Origin of the sequence: Bacillus jepli, from assembly GCF_047238305.1 — a bacterium.
Lineage (GTDB): Bacteria > Bacillota > Bacilli > Bacillales > Bacillaceae_L > Ferdinandcohnia.
In genome coordinates this window covers 4,124,831-4,144,523 of the sequence record NZ_JBDFMO010000001.1, presented here as the reverse complement: position 1 = coordinate 4,144,523, position 19,693 = coordinate 4,124,831, and the positions used below count along the sequence as shown (strand labels likewise).

The 19,693-nt window shown below is 37.3% G+C and carries 20 protein-coding genes, 1 tRNA gene and 1 riboswitch; of the genes, 15 read left to right on the top strand and 6 right to left on the bottom strand.

Annotation, left to right across the window (positions count from 1 at the left end; genetic code table 11):
- Positions 1-99 precede the first annotated feature (99 nt).
- The 6 genes from ABC371_RS21125 (at position 100) to ABC371_RS21100 (ending at position 7,361) form a co-directional block, all read left to right on the top strand.
- Positions 100-1,197, top strand: a complete 1,098-nt coding sequence (locus tag ABC371_RS21125) for a glycosyltransferase (RefSeq protein ID WP_412898597.1) — start codon at positions 100-102, stop codon at positions 1,195-1,197.
- A gap of 156 nt (positions 1,198-1,353) precedes the next feature.
- Positions 1,354-3,183: a hypothetical protein gene (locus ABC371_RS21120; protein ID WP_412898596.1), complete on the top strand. Its 1,830-nt coding sequence runs from the start codon at positions 1,354-1,356 to the stop codon at positions 3,181-3,183.
- A gap of 287 nt (positions 3,184-3,470) precedes the next feature.
- Positions 3,471-4,454, top strand: a complete 984-nt coding sequence (locus ABC371_RS21115; protein WP_412898595.1) for a glycosyltransferase family protein — start codon at positions 3,471-3,473, stop codon at positions 4,452-4,454.
- A 131-nt stretch (positions 4,455-4,585) separates the two neighbouring features.
- Positions 4,586-5,305: an acyltransferase gene (locus ABC371_RS21110; RefSeq protein ID WP_412898594.1), complete on the top strand. Its 720-nt coding sequence runs from the start codon at positions 4,586-4,588 to the stop codon at positions 5,303-5,305.
- Positions 5,302-6,408 carry a DegT/DnrJ/EryC1/StrS family aminotransferase gene (locus ABC371_RS21105; RefSeq protein WP_412898593.1) on the top strand — a complete coding sequence of 369 codons (1,107 nt, stop codon included), beginning with the start codon at positions 5,302-5,304 and terminating at the stop codon, positions 6,406-6,408. The genes ABC371_RS21110 and ABC371_RS21105 overlap by 4 nt, the downstream gene beginning before the upstream one ends.
- Positions 6,405-7,361: a Gfo/Idh/MocA family oxidoreductase gene (locus tag ABC371_RS21100; RefSeq protein ID WP_412898592.1), complete on the top strand. Its 957-nt coding sequence runs from the start codon at positions 6,405-6,407 to the stop codon at positions 7,359-7,361. The genes ABC371_RS21105 and ABC371_RS21100 overlap by 4 nt, the downstream gene beginning before the upstream one ends.
- Positions 7,362-7,400: 39 nt before the next feature.
- On the opposite strand, the gene ABC371_RS21095 is transcribed toward ABC371_RS21100, so the two are convergent.
- Entirely contained in the window at positions 7,401-8,327 is a 927-nt protein-coding gene (locus ABC371_RS21095) for a glycosyltransferase (RefSeq protein ID WP_412898591.1), read from the bottom strand.
- Positions 8,328-8,502: 175 nt separating this feature from the next.
- On the opposite strand from ABC371_RS21095, the gene ABC371_RS21090 reads away from it, so the two are divergent.
- From ABC371_RS21090 to ABC371_RS21060, 7 genes are all read left to right on the top strand, one after another.
- Positions 8,503-9,525, top strand: a complete 1,023-nt coding sequence (locus ABC371_RS21090) for a glycosyltransferase (RefSeq protein ID WP_412898590.1) — start codon at positions 8,503-8,505, stop codon at positions 9,523-9,525.
- Positions 9,518-10,621 (top strand): tetratricopeptide repeat-containing glycosyltransferase, encoded by a 1,104-nt coding sequence (locus ABC371_RS21085; protein ID WP_412898589.1) that lies wholly within the window; start codon positions 9,518-9,520, stop codon positions 10,619-10,621. Before ABC371_RS21090 ends, ABC371_RS21085 begins: the two co-directional genes overlap by 8 nt.
- 188 nt (positions 10,622-10,809) lie before the next feature.
- Positions 10,810-12,141 (top strand): S8 family peptidase, encoded by a 1,332-nt coding sequence (locus tag ABC371_RS21080; RefSeq protein WP_412898588.1) that lies wholly within the window; start codon positions 10,810-10,812, stop codon positions 12,139-12,141.
- Between the two features lie 69 nt (positions 12,142-12,210).
- Positions 12,211-12,537, top strand: coding sequence for a hypothetical protein (locus tag ABC371_RS21075; RefSeq protein ID WP_488192752.1), 327 nt, complete (start codon positions 12,211-12,213; stop codon positions 12,535-12,537).
- Positions 12,538-12,639: 102 nt separating this feature from the next.
- Positions 12,640-12,777 (top strand): YjcZ family sporulation protein, encoded by a 138-nt coding sequence (locus tag ABC371_RS21070; protein ID WP_026021714.1) that lies wholly within the window; start codon positions 12,640-12,642, stop codon positions 12,775-12,777.
- A gap of 141 nt (positions 12,778-12,918) precedes the next feature.
- The gene (spoVIF, locus tag ABC371_RS21065; RefSeq protein ID WP_116351067.1) at positions 12,919-13,173 is read left to right on the top strand and encodes a sporulation-specific transcription regulator SpoVIF; all 255 of its coding nucleotides are present in this window, start codon (positions 12,919-12,921) and stop codon (positions 13,171-13,173) included.
- Positions 13,174-13,302: 129 nt separating this feature from the next.
- Complete coding sequence (locus ABC371_RS21060) at positions 13,303-13,545, top strand: hypothetical protein (protein WP_412898586.1); 243 nt, start codon at positions 13,303-13,305, stop codon at positions 13,543-13,545.
- Positions 13,546-13,552: 7 nt separating this feature from the next.
- Here ABC371_RS21060 and ABC371_RS21055 read toward each other — a convergent pair whose 3' ends face one another.
- From ABC371_RS21055 to ABC371_RS21035, 5 genes are all read right to left on the bottom strand, one after another.
- Positions 13,553-14,230, bottom strand: a complete 678-nt coding sequence (locus tag ABC371_RS21055; protein ID WP_412898585.1) for a DUF421 domain-containing protein — start codon at positions 14,228-14,230, stop codon at positions 13,553-13,555.
- A gap of 84 nt (positions 14,231-14,314) precedes the next feature.
- Entirely contained in the window at positions 14,315-14,737 is a 423-nt protein-coding gene (locus ABC371_RS21050; protein ID WP_412898584.1) for a GNAT family N-acetyltransferase, read from the bottom strand.
- A 7-nt stretch (positions 14,738-14,744) separates the two neighbouring features.
- On the bottom strand, positions 14,745-15,260 hold the full coding sequence (locus ABC371_RS21045) for a YjcG family protein (RefSeq protein ID WP_412898583.1): 516 nt from the start codon (positions 15,258-15,260) through the stop codon (positions 14,745-14,747).
- A 116-nt stretch (positions 15,261-15,376) separates the two neighbouring features.
- On the bottom strand, positions 15,377-16,099 hold the full coding sequence (locus tag ABC371_RS21040) for an alpha/beta hydrolase (protein WP_412898582.1): 723 nt from the start codon (positions 16,097-16,099) through the stop codon (positions 15,377-15,379).
- A gap of 93 nt (positions 16,100-16,192) precedes the next feature.
- Positions 16,193-17,422, bottom strand: coding sequence for a dicarboxylate/amino acid:cation symporter (locus tag ABC371_RS21035; RefSeq protein WP_412898581.1), 1,230 nt, complete (start codon positions 17,420-17,422; stop codon positions 16,193-16,195).
- 137 nt (positions 17,423-17,559) lie between these two features.
- A riboswitch (cyclic di-AMP (ydaO/yuaA leader) is annotated at positions 17,560-17,715 on the bottom strand.
- A gap of 173 nt (positions 17,716-17,888) precedes the next feature.
- Between ABC371_RS21035 and ABC371_RS21030 the strand changes: the two genes are divergently transcribed.
- Both ABC371_RS21030 and ABC371_RS21025 read left to right on the top strand, forming a co-directional pair.
- Positions 17,889-17,961 (top strand) — tRNA-Val (locus tag ABC371_RS21030).
- Between the two features lie 208 nt (positions 17,962-18,169).
- Positions 18,170-19,633 (top strand): pyruvate kinase, encoded by a 1,464-nt coding sequence (locus ABC371_RS21025; protein WP_412898580.1) that lies wholly within the window; start codon positions 18,170-18,172, stop codon positions 19,631-19,633.
- Positions 19,634-19,693: the final 60 nt, after the last annotated feature.

Genomic DNA, 19,693 nt, shown 5'->3' with positions numbered 1-19,693 from the left:
ATTGGTTTAAAAAACTCATACCCGTACTTATTTTTATCGTGCATTAATGGGGAGTAAAACCCCACTGTATGAAATAGATAAGGTTAGGAGGTACAAAATTTGATCACGATTAGTTTATGCATGATTGTGAAGGATGAGGAGGCAACCCTCTGGAATTGTTTAAACTCCGCAAAAGATATTGCCGATGAAATTATTATTGTAGATACAGGTTCAACAGATCGTTCAATGGAGATCGCAAGGGAGTTTACTGATAAAATTTATGATTTTGAGTGGGTTGGTGATTTTGCACCTGCACGAAATTATTCCTTTAGTCACGCAACAAAGGATTATATATTATGGTTAGATGCTGATGATGTACTTTTTGAAGAAGATCAGAAAAAATTTCTAGAGTTAAAGCAAACATTAGATCCGTCTGTTGATTCTGTTTCGATGATTTATAATTATGGATTTGATAAATATGGAAATGTAACTTTGAGTTTTCGGAGAAATCGACTCGTAAAAAGAAATAGAAACTTCCAATGGTATGGAGATTGTCATGTGTATTTACAGGTAGATGGTAAGATACTCGATACAGACATTTGTGTTTCTCATAAAAGAGTACATCATTCTACAGGAAGAAATTTAGCGATATATGAAAATAGACTTAAACGTGGGGATACATTTAGTCCACGGGATTATTATTACTATGCAAATGAACTTGATGAAAATGGTCATACAGAAAAAGCGATTGAAAACTATTTGACCTTTTTAAATATGAATGCTGGTTGGGTGGAAGATAAAATCGCTGCATGTGGAAGATTGGCAGATTGCTATGGAAAATTAGGAAATACAGAAAAGCAAAAAGAAGCCCTTTATAAATCCTTTGAATATGATGTGCCACGTCCAGAGATTTGCTGCAAATTAGGATATTTGTTAAGAAGTAATAAGAAATATAATGCTGCTAAGTTTTGGTATGACACAGCTGTCAACTATGAGAGACCAAATGGAAATTGGGGATTTTTTAATGAAGCTTATACGACATGGGTGCCTCATTTAAATCTATGTGTGTGTTATTACTATCTTGGGGAATATGAAAAAGCATATCATCATAATGAGATTGCAAGAAAATATCGTCCAGAAGATGAGAGTGTTATAAATAACAAGAAATTGTTAGAGATGAAATTATCAAAACAAGATATAAGTAACATTGAGGCATAGGTCTAAACCTTATGCCTTTTATTTTTTTAAAATAATTATAGTTATGACAATCGTACATTTTTCTATTAAACATCTTTTATTGGTTGAACGCCGAGACATGCATGAACCTTTTTCAATAGAGTATAAAGAAACCATTTGAAAGAGGTGAAAAATAACGTGTCAGGAATTAGATTTCATAATGATCATGACGATGATTGTATGTGTTCAAAATGTTGTATAAGTGGTCCAAGGGGTAAACGTGGTCCAACAGGTCCAACCGGGCCGCCGGGAATAGCTGGTGCAACAGGACCAACCGGACCAACCGGAGCCACTGGCGCAACAGGAGCAACAGGAGCAACAGGAGCAACAGGAGCAACAGGAGCAACAGGAGCAACAGGTCCAACCGGTCCAACCGGTCCAACCGGCCCAACAGGTCCAACAGGTCCAACGGGTCCGACGGGTCCAACCGGTCCAACCGGTCCAACGGGAGCAACAGGAGCGACAGGAGCAACAGGAGCAACAGGAGCGACAGGAGCGACAGGAGCAACGGGTCCGACAGGTCCAACAGGAGCGACAGGAGCAACAGGAGCAACAGGAGCGACAGGAGCGACAGGAGCAACGGGTCCGACAGGTCCAACAGGAGCGACAGGAGCGACAGGAGCGACAGGAGCAACAGGAGCAACCGGAGCGACAGGCGCAACAGGAGCAACCGGAGCGACAGGTCCAACAGGTCCAACCGGTCCAACAGGTCCAACGGGTCCAACAGGAGCGACAGGCGCAACAGGAGCGACAGGAGCAACAGGAGCAACAGGAGCAACAGGAGCGACAGGTCCAACAGGTCCGACGGGTCCAACAGGGGCGACAGGAGCAACAGGAGCAACGGGAGCAACGGGAGCAACGGGTCCAACAGGTCCGACAGGTCCAACAGGTGCGACAGGAGCGACAGGAGCGACAGGAGCAACAGGAGCGACAGGTCCAACAGGTCCGACGGGTCCAACAGGGGCGACAGGAGCAACAGGAGCAACGGGAGCAACGGGTCCGACAGGTCCAACAGGCCCAACAGGTCCAACCGGTCCAACAGGAGCAACAGGAGCAACAGGAGCAACGGGTCCGACAGGTCCAACAGGGCCAACAGGAGCAACGGGAGCAACGGGAGCAACGGGTCCAACGGGTCCGACAGGTCCAACCGGAGCAACAGGAGCAACGGGTCCAACAGGTCCGACAGGAGCAACAGGAGCAACAGGAGCAACAGGTCCAACAGGTCCAACAGGTCCGACAGGAGCAACAGGAGCAACAGGTCCAACGGGTCCAACAGGAGCAACGGGAGCAACAGGAGCAACAGGTCCAACGGGTCCAACCGGAGCAACAGGAGCAACGGGAGCAACAGGTCCAACAGGTCCAACGGGACCAACAGGTGAACGAGGCCCTACGGGTCCAACAGGAGAATGTGAGTGTCCTTCATGCGACTGTTGTACAGAAGGTATGAAAGCTGTATTACAAACATTAGCAAATAGATCCCCAAAAGTTACAGTTGAAATCGCAACACTCGACCAAGGTGGACCAGGTCAGGGTGATACTAACTTCACTATTCAATCAATCGAAAATGACTTTATTGTTGTAGGAACCTTACAAGGTGGAAGTACTTCTGCATTCCCTATATGTAATGTTGTAGGAATCTCTGCCAAAGATGAGACTACTGTTAATATATTAAACAGCCTAGACCTACCAGACCCAGTTGCTGGTTGTGATTGCTGTGAAGAATCGATGAGTGGATTCTTATCTCGTATTACTGGCAGAAACCTTGATATTGATACCAATGCAACTAGTTTTAATAATTTACAAAATGTATTTATTCGAACCTCAACAATTAATCCTAATATTGGTAATGGTGTTGTTAGAGTAACGGATAATGCTTCTGGTACACCAGGTCAAGTATGGATCTTAAGTCTTTGTGAAATATCAAATGTAGCAAAATTTCCAATTCCGGTACCACCACCAACACCATAATTTTCTGCAAATAAAAAATAGAGCTGATTTCAGCTCTATTTTTTATGATTAGGAATTTAACTCTTTCTTATCCCTAAATATCTATTCCAAAGTTTTTCGATTTCTCTCTTATCCAATGTATTTCTACCATCTGCTAATTTTTCAATTATCGGATTGGAAGAGTATTTATGTTTATTAGTGTTGTAGGAAGACATCATCAGCCCTAAGCACTTTCCACTTTTGTCTCATTCCGATATAGAAAAAAATACATAAACTAAAAGTATCGTAAAAATAAGAGGTGTAAATCAGTGGAAAAACTTAAAATACTAATTTTAGTAAGACCGTTTTGGCACAAGTTTCCGATCCATAAAGTATTTTTCGATACCATTCAAACGATTGGTAAGTTTGCAGATGTTCGATACTGGTATCATAATGGGGATATTTATGACATCATCCATGAATTGAATTTTAAGCCTGATTTTATTTTACATTATGACATTGCATGGGGTTCTGTGCTGTCTCCGAGTATATCAGGCCTGGATCAGATTAATATTCCAAAAGGATGCTTTGTGATAGATACCCACTTTAATACAGCGATTAGAAGGAAGTATTTTGATCAAAACAAAACGGATTTAATCTTCTCAGTTACAAAAGCTTCATTTTTAAGGACTTTTCCAGAATATAAAGAGAAGTTCAGATGGCTCCCATTTGCCATTAATCCAGAGGTTTTTAAAGATTGGCATATAAATAAGGAAATAGATTACTTGTTAATGGGAGCAGTAAATGATCCAGAAGGAAAAACTCCTAATCTTTCAAAGACAGGAAAAGGTATATATCCTTTTCGAGAGGAAGTTCTAGTTAAAATGAGGGGAGAAGAGGGTTTTGTGTTTCATCCACATCCTGGTCTACATGGAAAAGAAGAGATGGGTACATTTATTAATAAGGATTACGCGAAAGAGTTAAATCGCTCCAAAACCTTTTTTACATGTGGCTCTAGACGGGAGTATCCGGTGCTTAAATTTTTTGAAGCACCTGCATGCAAAACTCTACTTTTAGCAGAACCTGTTCCAGATATTTTGGATTTAGGATTTGAAGATGGTGTCAATTTTGTGGCTTGTAACAAAGTAAATGTGCATGAAAAAGCTTTGTATTATATTAAAAATGATGAAGAGAGACAGCGAATAACAGAGAATGGATATAGTTTTATTCACAACCACCATACAAATGACGTTCGTGCACAAGAACTAGTAGCTTATATTAAGTCTTATATTGATGTAGGTCGGACACATTAGTTTCGGCCTATTTTTCTTATTGCCAAACAAATGTCCATACCCTTTCTAGTATATTTTCATACGAATAAAAAGGAACACAATACGGAACCTCTTGGCGAGAACACAAGTGATTAAGTTAAAGGAAAAGAGGGATGACTTTGACTGAAGAAAGTTTAATACCGAACAGTGCCGTTATCGGAAAAAATGTCGTTATTGAAGAGGGCGTCAAAATTGGGGAAAATGTAACAATTGGTCATAATAGTGTTATTTTAGAGGGCACTTTCATAGGGGAAAACGTAAAAATCGGAGCAAATTGTGTACTAGGTATACAGCCGGGTGGAAATGCCAAGATGAGAAAAACAGAGCAAACCCCACAACCATTAACCATTCACTCGAATGTTCGAATTGGAAATCTTGTTTCCATCTACACATGCTCAGAAATAAATGAACATGTTTTCATCGGTGATCATGCGAGTATCCGTGAAAATGTAACTGTTGGAAGTGGTTCGGTAATTGGAAGGGCTGCAATTGTAGAATTGAACACCAAAATAGGCGAAAATTGTACGATTCAAACACTGGCTTATGTTACAGGAGATACGGTCATTGAGGATGATGTGTTTATTGGTCCTTGTGTTTCAATGTCGAATGATAAATACATGGGTGCAAAGGATTACACATTAAAAGGACCACATATTAAAGCAGGTGCAAAAATTGGCAATAATGCAACACTGTTACCAGGTGTAACAATTGGAAATCAGACTATCGTTGGTGCTGGTTCTGTTGTTACAAAGGATATTCAAAATCGTTTAATTGTAGCTGGTGTTCCAGCTGTTAAATTAGAGTTGGGGCATAATGGAGGAAACGATAAATGAACATACCAATGGTTGATTTAACGGAAGAACTTAAATTATTGGGGAATACGATCAAAAAATCTGTACTTGAGGTAATAGAAAGTGGTTCTTATATACTTGGAGACAAAGGGAAGAATTTTGAAAAACAGATTTCCGAATATCTTAATGCAAAGTATTCGGCAGGGGTAGCAAATGGCTCAGATGCTCTTCTTTTAGCATTAGAAGCAATGGAAATAGGAGAAGGAGATGAGGTTATTACCACCCCATTTACCTTTTTTGCTACTGCGGAAATGATTGCACGAGTTGGTGCTACACCTGTATTTGTTGATATTGAACCAGAGACGTACAATATTGATCCTAGAAAAATCGAGGCAGCAATTACTGAGAAGACAAAAGCCATCATGGTGGTCCATTTATTTGGAAAAGCGGCTGAGATGGATCAGATTTTAGAAATTGCTGATAAGCATCAATTAAAAATAATTGAAGACGCAGCACAAGCTATTGGAACTGTATATAAGGAAAAAAAGGTTGGACAAATTGGGGATATCGGCTGTTTTTCATTTTTTCCATCTAAAAATCTTGGTGCATTCGGTGATGCAGGAATCGTGGTTACGAATAATATGGAAGCATATGAAAGGTTATGCTGTTTACGAAATCATGGTAGTACTGAGCGTTATGTTCATTCTCATATTGGGGTTAATAGTCGGTTAGATGAGATACAGGCTGCTGTATTGATTGAGAAGCTAAAAATGCTTGAATTTTTCCTAGATAATAGAAGAGAGATTGCTAACAATTATACTTCAGAACTATCAAATTTGCTTAAGACTCCTCCAACTATTCTAGATCGCTCTCATACTTTTCATCAATATTGTATTCAAACAGAAAAGCGAGATGAGTTAATCACATACCTTGAAAAGAAAGGTATCACTTCTTCAATCTATTATCCAATTCCATTACATTTACAACAAGCATTTCATTTCTTGAATTATCAAAAAGGGGATTTTCCAATTAGCGAAAGAGTAGCCAAAGAGATTCTTGCTCTCCCGATTTTTCCGATGATGACTGAATCACAGCAAGAGTATATTATCTCAGCATTAAAAGAATTTAAGGGTGTTCAATCATGAGTATTGTAAAAATAGGGGTAGTTGGTGTAGGACACATGGGTTCCTTCCACTGCAATAAATTAAAAAGCTTAGATGGTGTTGATTTTATTGGAGTGTATGATTCAGATCATAAAAAAGCAAAATTAATGGCAAATAAGGTAAATGTGGAAGCATTTGAAACCTATCAAACATTACTTCAAAATGTAGATGCTGTAATAATTGCAGCACCGACCAAATTTCATTTTGCTTATGCAGAAGAAGCAATTCAGCATGAAAAGCATGTATTAGTGGAGAAGCCAATTGCTGTTTCCCTCGATGAAACTAGCAAACTAAAACAAATGACAAAGGGAAAAAATCTTATTTTTCAGGTGGGGCATGTAGAGAGGTTTAACCCGGTTTTTCGACAATTAAAGGAACTGGCAATAGCCGATGACATCATCTTTATAGAAGCAAAACGAATAGGTAATTCTGGAAGGATTAAAGATGTGGATGTTATTTTAGATGTGATGATTCATGACATAGATCTTATTCTTAGCCTTGCAAGGTCTCCCATTATAGATATTTCTTCCGCTGGAGTATGCCTCCATGAGAAAGGTAAATATGACTACGTGACTACACTGATAACGTTCGCAAATGGAATAGTCGCATCTATAGTGGCAAGTGATATTTCACAAGAAAAAGAACGAACACTAGTCATCACAGAAAAAGACCGTATGATTAAGACGGACTTTATTTCTAGACAACAATTAGTATTAAAGAACAAATCTGATAAGCCGGTACAGTATCCAACAGAACTTTTCTTAGATAAAGTGGCGATTCCCAATACAGATTCTTTATTGAATGAATTAGAACATCTTGTTGGATGTATTCAGCAGAATAAAAGACCAGAAGTTAGCCTTGAGGAGGGAGAAGCAGCGTTAGATGTTGCATTAAAAATAAAAGCAGATCTGCTCAAACGAAACTCAATTAATTAAAAAACAACCAATTTCTTTTGTGGAAATTGGTTGTTTAGATTATTTCTGTTTTTCTATTATTTCTTCCATCTTTTTAACTAAAAACTCAGCCCTTGCTTTAGTTGAATGATGTTCTTTTATAAATTCATATCCAGCATCTGTAATTTTTTGTCGTTCCTCCTCATGCGTTAGGTAGTATTTTGCTTTTTCAAAAAAGTTGTCTTCGTTAATATCGACAAAATGTTTACCAGGTACAAATCCCAAATCTTCTATTTCTTTAGAGGTCGGTGCCATCAAGAGGGTACGACATGCGGGTACCTCAAAATACTTTTTAATGGGATATTTTAGAATGGAATCACATGTGAAAAATATTTTTGCTTGATTAATTATCCTTGCATAATTTTCTCCTACTACTCTTCTTTTTTCATCAGCAGGTGTAAATGTCCTATATCCCGGATGTTTATAATACGTGAATCCTGGTTCATTTTGCATGGTGGAAAGGATTTTTTGACGTAATGGGTACAATCGATCTATTTTTCCTACTAATAAATAATCAATTGTTTTTGGAAGTTGATAGTCTTTGAATACATCTGTATAGACGTGATGAGGGAACCAATACATTTTATCTTCTAAGGCAGGATACTTTCGTACAAAAGAATCTCGTACTACTGGAAAAAGATATTGAATATTATTATCCATTATAAATTTTCCACGCCCCCCCGTATTCTTATGCGGATCCTCAACCATCAAACCAAAGGGAATTGTTACGTCCTTTATTCCACTTATTAAAGGAGCAGTCATAATATCAAGATCATATAAAAGAATGAAATCAGGAGGAGTTGATAGCTGTGTAAGAATATCATGAAGATTTCCAGGTTTGTGCCAAACTGTCAAATTTGTAATTTTTTCAAGCTCTTTAGACAAATAATAGGGTGATTTATCAATGTGTTGCGAACGGTCATTTGTAATAAAAAGTAAACTAATCATTATCTATCCGCCTTTCATAGAGTCATATTATATGTATGTGGCAGGATGATCTGAAGTGTGGATGATAAGGTGAAAATGAGTACAAAGTCTAGCACGATAAGGCTATTTTTGAATAATTTAATAACATTAAAGCGTTGGTAACCCTTATGAAATAAATTTGCAAAGGAGTAAGAATATGACGCTTAATTCTAATAGTGTGAGCCGTCCTAAAATTGCGGTTTATGGAATTTTTAAGAATGAAGAAAAGTTTATTAAGAGATATTTAGAATCTGTGAAAGATGCAGATGAAATTGTGTTATGTGACACAGGTGCAACCGACAAAACAAATGAGTTAATCGATGAATTTCGTAAAAAAAATCCGAACGCCCCGATATCTGTATACGAAATTTGTGTTTCACCTTGGAGATTTGACGATGCTTGCAATACGGCTATGTCGCTAGTTAGCCCTAAAATGGATATTTGCATTAGGTTGGATATAGATGAGTATTTAATGGAGGGGTGGAAGGAACACCTCATCAAAAACTATGAGCCTAGTATTACTAGATATTATCATAAATTTAGTACGTTTTGGCCAGGAGGTGGGAGAAGCCAACATTGGCATGAACGAATCCACAAACGAATAGGGTACCAATGGAAACTTCCAGTACATGAAATATTGGAGTATAACGGGGAGGAAAAAATCAAACGATTAAATGACTTTTGGATGTACCAAAAACCCGATACAGATAAGTCAAGATCGAGTTATCTACCACTTTTAGAGCAGTCCGTTAAGGAACGGAAGGATGTTTGGAAATCCTGGAGTTTTCTTGCAGGAGAATATTTGAGAGCACGGAAATATGATAAAGCGATTTGGGCTACTGATGAGGCATTAAAATTAGGGGATAGTGATAAAGGGTATCTCCATAAGTTAAAATACATTATTTATAAGTCACAAAACAAAAATGATTTAGCGTTAATTGAATTAAATCAAGCAATCCCTCACTTACCTTACAGACGGGAAATACGGTTTGAAAAAGCAAAGTTTCTTCATCAGCTTGGTAGAAATCTCGAGGCATATATGATGATCAAAGAAGCTGAACAATTGAAACGAAAAATCACAGATTACCACTATAACCAACATGCATGGAATGAAGACTTTGAGAAATGGAAAGAAAATCTATTTGAGCTTGCTAAAAAGGAAGGTCTTGGCAATGAATAAGAAATTAAAAGTGGCAGTATATGCAATCTGTAAAAATGAGGAGCAATTTGTAGATAAATGGATGGATTCTATGCAGGAAGCAGATGTCATTGTTGTAGCAGATACAGGCTCAACAGATCAAACAGTTGAAAAACTTAAAGGGAGGGGGGCAAAGGTGTATTCAATTAAAATAGACCCTTGGCGATTTGATCTCCCTCGGAATATTTCATTGAATTTTGTACCAGAGGATGTAGACGTCTGTGTATGTACGGATTTAGATGAAGTTTTCGAACCAGGCTGGAGAGAGAAAATTGAAAATGTGTGGACAGAGAATACGACGAAAATCAATTATATGTATACATGGAAATTCAATCCTGATGGCTCAAAGGGTTCTACCTTTTGGAGAGGGAAAATTCACCGAAGACATGGTTACAGATGGGTACATCCGGTGCATGAAGTATTATATTATCATGGTCCTGGAGAAGAAAAGATTGTGTGGGAAAGAAGTATTCAACTAAATCACTTTCCGGATAATACAAAATCGAGAGGGCAGTATCTCCCGTTGCTAGAGTTATCAGTAAAAGAAGATCCAGATTATCTGGTTAATTTGTTTTATTTAGGTCGGGAATATATGTACTATAACAAATGGGATGAAAGTATGAAGACCCTTGAGATTTTCTTAAACAAGCCAGAAGCCACCTGGAAGGATCAAAGAAGTGCAGCCATGAGATTTATAGCAAGAGGACATTTGAAAAAGGGAAATACTTTAGTGGCAAAATCATGGTTCTATAATGCGATTGCTGAAGCCCCACATTTAAGAGAGCCATATGTCGAGATGGCAAAGCTAGCTCATTCTGAAAAGAATTGGCCACTCGTGTATGCAATGGTAGAAAATGGCTTGAAGATTACAACTAAAAAAGCCACGTATTTAACAGAAGCTGCTGCTTGGGATTATACATTGTATGACTTAGGGTCGTTAAGCTGTTATTATTTAGGAATGCTAGATAAATCGCTCGATTTATCAAAGAAAGCTCTAGAAATGTCCCCGGAAAATGTAAGGTTACAGAATAACTACACTCTGATTAAAAATGCATTGGATAGAAAAAATCAAAACTAATTGCGTGAACACCATTCAATTCCCCTTAAAAATCAACCTTTCAACGTACATCGAACAATACTCATGAGGCTGTTACACACGTACAGCCTTTTTTGTCATTAAAAAAGGCACTTCCCCTCGGACAAACACCGACGCAACTCTCTCTTCTCTTTCATATTTTATTCTAAAGAAAATAGGAGGTGAGAGAGTTGTTTGGATTTTCAATGGTTCAATTTACTAGAACTCATGGTTCAAAGATGGACAAAAACCTCAGAAAAAACTTAGTGAATTTATATCGCCCATTTAAATGGACACCGTGTTTTTTGCACAAAACACTCGAAAAAATAATAAAGAAAACTAGGAAGTTTCAGGTGATTATCGAGTACACAGATCAAAATGAAGTTCGGACCAATGTAAAAAAAGTGATGGATCGTCATTATGGGTGCAAACTCAACTATGAATTTAAAACAATCCCAAGCTGTTCAGCAACTGTTACAGCAGCTGGTTTAGAGGAACTTTTACAAACATGTATAAATGTCAAACGAGTTTATTTGAATTCGGAAGTAAAAGCTCTATTAAATGTTGCGACACCAGCTGGCAGAGCCGACCGAGTTGTTCGAAATGGGACTGAGCTTACAGGAGAAGGTGTAACAATCGCGGTTATTGATACTGGCATTTATCCTCATCAAGACTTAGAAGGAAGAATTTTAGGATTCGAAGATTTGGTTAATGGGAATGTCGAACCTTATGATGATAATGGACATGGTACTCATTGTGCAGGTGATGCAGCTGGGAATGGTATGGCTTCTGAAGGGAAATATAAAGCTCCTGCACCAAACGCAAATGTTGTTGGTGTAAAAGTATTAGACAAACTGGGTTCAGGTTCATTAGATAATGTAATGAAAGGTGTAGAATGGTGTATTCTTAACAACCAGGATTCGATCAAAACGAAGATTGATATTATTTCTATGTCGCTTGGAGCAACTGCTCAACGATTAAGCAATGAAGATGCTGACCCGATGGTTCAAATCGTTGAAAAAGCATGGGACAGCGGGATTGTCGTTTGTGTCGCTGCAGGAAATGAAGGTGACGAACCAAATACGATTGCAAGTCCAGGTATAAGCAATAAAGTCATTACCGTTGGTGCTCTCGATGATAAAAATACGAATGATGATCGCTTGGATGATACGATTGCTGAATTTTCAAGTAGGGGACCGACAATTTATAATGTTCCAAAGCCGGATATTGTCGCTCCAGGTGTAAATATCGTCTCATTACGTTCTCCCAATTCCTATCTTGATAAGTTCCAAAAAGCGAATCGTGTTGATGAGAATTATATCACCTTATCTGGCACTTCAATGGCTACGCCATTCTGCGCCGGTGTTGTAGCATTAATGATTGAAAATAAAAAGAACCAGAACAAAAAAATTACTCCTGATGATATCAAAAAGGATTTGCTGAAAGGAGCAGATAAATGGAAGGGCGTCGATTATAATACGTACGGTGCTGGCTATATCAATGCACAAAACTCAATCAAGTAACTTTTCTTTTAAAACAGGCTCAAATAGCCTGTTTTTAGCATTTAATAGAGTAATTGGAGGTGTAGGTAACTGAGTAGAAAATTTGAGAATGAAATTGAACGTTTTATGACTGATTATTCTAAAGACCATGAAGATGCAATAGGGAAGTTGCATAAATGGGCTGCAGAAAATGAAAAAGGATTAGGGCAACTGGATAAACAGGCTGGCGGATTTGAGAAAGAACTTGAAACCATGATGGGAAAGCTTGATGGAAGGGTTTTAGAACACGAAAGGGAATTAAACCAGTTGGATACACAGGCTCAGGGATTCGAAAAAGAACTTGAACCAAAAATGGAAAAACTAGATCAATGGTTTTCGAAGAAACAAGGAGAGTTAGAAAAAAAGATGGGGGATTAATTATTTTCTTAATTTCCGCAGTTGCCCTGTGCTCCTGTCCTCACAAAATTAACCTGTAAAACATAGTTTATAATGTACTCTTTTAATGAGGAGGTGCAAAATATGGGCTACGGATTCGGTGGTTGTGGATACGGCTATGGAGGCTATGGTTACGGCGGATTCTACGGCGGATCAACTTTTGTTTTAATCGTCGTATTATTCATCCTATTAATTATTGTAGGTGCTTCTTTCTATAACTAATCACAGCATTCAAAAAGTAGAAGTACGAGTCAATCGGCTCGTACTTTCTACATTTTAAAAAAAAGATAGTTTTTTCCCCAACCTGCGCACCACTTGTAGGCGGGGGTCATACGATATAACACAATGTAAGGAGGCTTCGAAATGGATAATAATTTTTTTAAGAATATTGAAAAGAAAACAGGCGTAGATATGCAGGAGGTATTCAAGCTAGCAAACTCTTTGCAAAATGCAAATTTTAAAGATGAGAATACAGTTCGTAATGTAATTAGAAAGGTCTCTAAAATTGCAAAAAAACCAGTAAATCAACAACTTGAAGACAAAATTGTTAATAGCATCGTAAATGGAAAAGAAAAAATGGACTTTAACACCATTTCAAAAATGATTAACAAAAAATAAGGAAAGGGGTCTGGCGAAATGGCCAGACCTTTTCTGTATATACCCCTATAAACACAAGGCTAGTCTCGAATTTTTATAATAAAACATCAAAACGATACATATGTAATAAAAAAGGGAGGAGGGCAAAAAATGGGCTATATTTTACCAATCAACAATGAACAATATACTCAATATGTACACCGTACCACAACCTATAAAACAAACCAAATGAAACTTCATCAAGTGAATCCGCTCATCTTGAATATAAATGAGCGTTCATACGATCTAAATCATGTTGACAGAAAAACAATGACGAAAAAACAAAGCCAATATATTGAAACCATCCGTGCACAATATACCGGCAAAGGCTTACTTTTTAACGAGTCCATATAAAGGAAGGCTAGAATTCTTGAACGTACAAGCCTTCCTCTTCACGCCATTCAGCGTATAGTAAATCCTTATAAGTAGCTACACCTTGGCTTTTCAATTCCGATTGCAACCAACTTTCCGAAAAACCACTTTCCTTTAAATTTTCTTGAATTAACACGCCATCACTTACCAATGTAATTGGGAGTCGAACCTTTTGTTGGGCCATTTTATAATCTTGACGGGTGGGTGGTTCATATGGAGACTTTTTTAGAACACTGATTGAGCCATCTGTTTCTAAAATGGCATACTCAGCCTCTCTAATTGAAAAAACACCCTTTGAACGAAGTAGATGCTGTAATTGATTAATATCCAGCTTGTTTTTCTTTAAATGCTCTCGAATAATTTTCCCTTTGTGAATAATAATGGAAGGCTTTCCCTCAAGAAATGGTCTTGTCTGGCGAATCTTTTGGGTAATCATTTCAATTACATAAATTAAACATCCCCAAATTAGGATTGCAAAAAGAATTTGAATGATCCCAACCTTTTGGTCGAAAACAGCATTTCCAACCAATTCACCTAGTACAAGTGCTGAAATAAAATCAAAAGCTGTAATTTGGGTTATTTGTGTTTTTCCTAATATTTTTGTAAGGATCAGTAACCCTAAAAGCCCAATTACTAAATCAAAAGTGATTTTAAAAAATTCCAACATGCTCACCTCTCTATGGTAGAATGAGCAGGTTTCACTATAATTATCCAAAAAAAGGATGCCTCATAGCAGACATCCTTTCTAAATTTATAATGCTTTTATCATTGTGACATGCGGAATACCAGCATCCATAAAGATACCTGTTACAGTTTCATATCCTAGTTTCTTATAGAAGTTTTCCGCGTGAGTTTGAGCATTGAGCTTTAATTTTGATATGCCTCGCTCTTTTGCAATGTCCTCCATCTTTTTCATAATCAAATTCCCTGCCCCGTTTTTACGGTGTGAAGCAAGGACACAAATACGTTCTACTTTTCCATATCCGTCTAGCTCACGGAAACGCCCAGCTCCAACAGGTTCATTGTGATCATAAAGGACAATATGCGTAGCTTCATCTTCAAATTGATCAATTTCTTCTTCAAGAGGTACATTTTGTTCATCGACGAAGACCACTTTTCGGATTGTAAAGGCATCGTCTTGTTCTTTGTTGTTAGTTACGATTCGTGCTTCCATGCTGTGTCTAATTTTCCTTTCCTAAACGAAATGTTTCATAAACGGTCCATGAACCGTTTTCTAGCTGATAAAGAAGATGGATGCGGTCAATTTGCTCCTCGTGGTCCATTTTTAACATGCGTAATTGACCATACACATCTGAATGCTCATCACTCGATAACTTTTGCCCAATCGTAATATGGGGAACAAACGCATACTCGGGTTCTCCTGCAAAATAACCAGAGTGAAGGGCATTATGTAGTTTTTGTAATTCTTCATTCGGATCTACTTTCAAATAAATGACATTATTTACAGGGGAAAAGGAACTAACCTTTAAGACCTTTAATGAAAATGGTTCAACCTGTGTAGAAACAGCTTCTAATTCCTTTGTAATATCCTGAATTTCTTCATCGGATGCTTCAAATGCATTTTTAACCGTAAGATGTGGTGGAATTAATGCATAATGTGGATCATATCGTTTACGATACGAGTTAACCTTGTCTTGAAGTTTTTTGGACGGGAAGATAACAATGCCATATTTCATTTTTATTGCCCTCCTTATGGATTGAAAATCAAAACATGAAGTACCAAATATAGTTTTTACGAGAAATAATAACACAATTATATCAAATATCTGAAAATGATAGAATACCAATTAGGTTATTTTAACATTTTGGAAAGGGCTCTTGGCAAATCAGGCTGCCAATACTTCCAAGTGTGGTTGCCGTTGAATTCCTCATAAAAATAGGGGAATCCTTTTTTCACAATGAGGTCATGCAACTCACGATTTGGGGTTAAAAAATCTTCAATATCCCCCTTTGTTGTTTTCACTTCGGTTTCACCCGTTCCTATCACATGATATAAATCAAGGAGGTGTGGTTCTTCAAAATTTTCAACCTTCTGAAGGACGTGTTCATTCACAAGAGGTGATTGCAACATCACTTTACCAAAAGTATGAGGGTATTCGAGTGCTGTTAATAGTGATATAGTCGCTGCCAGTGAATCCCCGATTAGGGCGCGTCCTTGGCCCATTTGATATGTTGGGAACTCTTGATCAAGAAATGGCGCCAGTTCCTCTCCTAAAAAGCGCTTATATAAATGGTGCTGCTCACCATCTGGATGGTATTTCCTACGTCGGTCTGTAACGCTTTTATAAGGAACCCCAATAATAATAGTATTGCTGATTTCTCTTCCTTCTAACAGCTTATCAGCAACCCGTGCAACCCTGCCAAGATTAAAATAATCTCGTCCATCCTGTGCGATAAGAATATTGTATTTATAAAGGGGAGAGTAGGATGCTGGTAAATAAACAATCAGCTCAAGTTCTTCATTTAAAATCTTACTATGTATAGTCATTTCCCTAACAGTGCCCTTATTAACCATGATTTTAAATCCTCCAAATCAACAATTTACACCTTAATTATACCGTTTTAAAAAGGAAAGCGACAGGGAAAATCCCTGTCGCTTTATACTGTATTAAGCAGTTGCTTCATCCATGTGTTTCTTTTCAGATTCTGCTACATAAACCGCACATGCCGCATCACCCGTGATATTGATAGCGGTACGTGTCATATCAAGTAAGCGGTCAATACCGATAATTAAACCAATACCTTCTGGTGGTAAACCAACTGCAGTTAGTACCATCGCAAGCATGATTAAACCAACGCCAGGTACACCAGCTGTACCAACACTCGCAAGGACAGCGGTTAAGATTACCACTAAAATTTGCGATAAAGAAAGGTCAAATCCATAGACCTGTGCAATGAAGATGGTTGCAACACCTTGCATAATGGCTGTTCCGTCCATATTAATTGTCGCGCCCAATGGTTGAACAAAGCTACTGATAGACTCAGGTACTTTTAGATTTTTTTGAGCAGTCTCCATAGAAACTGGAAGTGTAGCACTACTGCTTGATGTACTAAATGCAACTGTCATGGCAGGCAAAAATCCTTTAAAAAACTCGATTGGATTTCGTTTTGCAATTAATGCAATCGTACCACCATATGTGACAACAGCGTGGATGAGTAGGGCAGCAAGTACGATCAAGAAATACGCGAGCATTGCTTTAATCGCAGCATATCCTTGGCCTCCAATTGCTGTTGCAATTAATCCAAACGTTCCATATGGAGCCGTCTTCATAACAAGATTAACAAGATACATCAAGATTTCATTTGCTTGTTCAAACAGATTTAAAATTCCCTTTGTTTTTTCACCTAAAACGGTTAAAGCTAAACCTATAAAAATAGCAAAAGCAATGATTTGAAGCATATTTCCATCATTCATTGAGGTAAAGGGATTCGTTGGAATAATATTTATTAACGTTTCCATAACCGGAGGAGCTTCAGTTGCACCATCGTAGGCTGCACCTTCTGTATTAAATCCTCCACCAGCACCTGGTTTGAAAATCGAGGCAAGTGCAATTGCGATTGTAATGGCAATTGTAGTTGTTGCTAAAAAATAAGTAATGGTTTTGGCTCCAATTCTCCCAAGCTTTTTAGGATCACCAAGTCCTGTAACTCCTAGAGTAATAGATACTAGGACGATTGGAACAACTAGCATTTTAATCAAATTCAAGAAGATCTGACCTAGTGGTACAAAGATATAGGTATTTGCAAATTCAAAAGCAGCGGGTGATGTTACATTTAAAATAAGACCAACAACAGCACCTAATCCTAAACCCAATAAAATTTTTTTAGTTAATGACATAAAAAACCTCCTCAAAGATGTAGTTGAATGTGTGTGTTAGAAGCAAAGGAAATGGTGAATTGCGATGAAAAGTATATTTTTGGAGACACAAAAGGCCACGAGAGTATGGCTCGCGGCCTTAAAGTTGATTTACACAACAATGCTCTCTCCAGATGCTTACGAGGTTAGCTGTCGGATTCGGATGAAGAGTATAGTCCTACCTTAATTAATAAGGATTCACCCCGAGTGCATTTAATTTGCACGTTTTGGTTCCCCCGTTTCCCTAAAAAATGGGAATTCAGCGAATATTAAGTTATATTTTGCCTCAGTATTATAAATATACCTATAAAATGACATTATGTCAATTAAAACGCTTTTATACGTTTTTTATCTTGTTAATAATTTTTAAGTGTTAAATAGAGAATTGATAGATTCTAATTGACAAACCTTCACTACACATGTATATTATATATTATTCTAATACTTTGATTCCGTAGCTCAGCTGGGAGAGCGCTACCTTGACAGGGTAGAGGTCGTTGGTTCGAACCCAATCGGAATCATCATTTAAAAGCTCCACCTTCCTTATTTTTTAAGGGGGTGGAGCTTTTTTATCTTTTCAACATATTAGCAAGTTTGAATATAAATGAATAATGTAAAAAAGTAACCCCAAAGTTTTGGTACATCCCTTTGACTATAGTCTATTTATATAGATAAAATCCCTACATAATAAATGTATTTTCTGAAATCCTTGAAAGGAATGTGGTGGAAATGGATCAGGTTGAACTAAAAGAATATTTGATAAAACTAAGGGATGATGCTCAAACAACCATTGTAAAACACACCGAAAACAAAGTCATTGATTCCACAACCCTTAGTAAAATGAATTTACGGGACTTTTTGGCTGTACACAGAATGGCTCATCCCAATTTAAACAATATTTTACTTGAAAAAGGATTTTTGCCACTTTCATACAGTAGCCCCCATATCATGGACACCTTAAATAAAATCATCCAACACCTTTCTAAGGAAGATTCTATCCCTTATTTAAAAAAGGAGTATATTGAAGTAAACACTGCGAATTCATTGAAAGAAGAGCGTAAAGATAACTTGTTTGGAAAAACAATCAATCAAAAACATATTATGGTTACTCTTGACCGTAAAATGCTTAATACCCCTGAAGTTTTTAACGATTTGCTGCAAGCCGGAATGACAATAGCTAGAATAAACTGTGCACATGATAATTTGACTGTATGGAAAGAGATCATTCAAACATTAAAAATGGCAGAAAAAAAGAATAATGCAAAATGTAAAATTTTCATAGATCTTCCAGGACCTAAAATTCGAATTGGGCCAATTATACCTAGTAAAAATAAAGATGGCCTTATAAAAATAAAGAAAAATGATATTTTACGAATTTATAAAAATGATAAATATATTGGAATTCCTAAAACGGGTAATGAGCCAGCATCGGTTGGAGTTACATTACCGAAAGCTTTACGAAATGTGCGGATCGGTGACAGAGTGTATATCGATGATGGGAAAATAGTTGCAAAGGTTTTATCGAGTACAGAGGAGTATATCGAGGCTAAAATCCTTTTGACAAGAAAAAAAGAAGAAACAATCTATCCCGAAAATGGCATTAACTTTCCTGACTCCCTTGTCCATTTAAATGTACCGGCCGTTTCTGAATCAGACTTAACGATTTTGAAATCCATGTATAAAGACATTGATTTAGTTGGAATTTCCTATATTAATCATCCAAAAGATATCCAAATTGTAAAGCATCAGTTAGACATGTTGACTGATGAAAAAAAAGGTATTATTGCAAAAATAGAAACGAAAAATGCCGTAATCTCATTATCCAAAATAATCTTTGAAGGATTAAATTACGGTTTGTTTGGAGTCATGATTGCTAGAGGGGATTTAGTAATCGAAATTGGATTGGAGCAGTTTTTAAGTGCTCAAGAAGGAATTCTAGAGATTTGCCAAGCTGCCCATACTCCTGTTATTTGGGCCACTGGAGTCTTAGAAAATATGAATAAAAAGAATATCCCTTCAATCCCTGAATTAACAGATGCACATGCAGGGTTAAGAGCAGATTGTATGATGTTTAATAAAGGTCCTTATGTTCCAAATTCGATCGAATTTTTACAAAAGCTGAACGAAATTAACCAAGACCCACAATTTCATCTAAGAAATTCATTGGTATCATTCGTTCAATATGATTTTTGAATTTAAGAGTAACAATGGTCGTAGATTTCCTTCATCTGCCCTAAAAAGTTATTACAAATG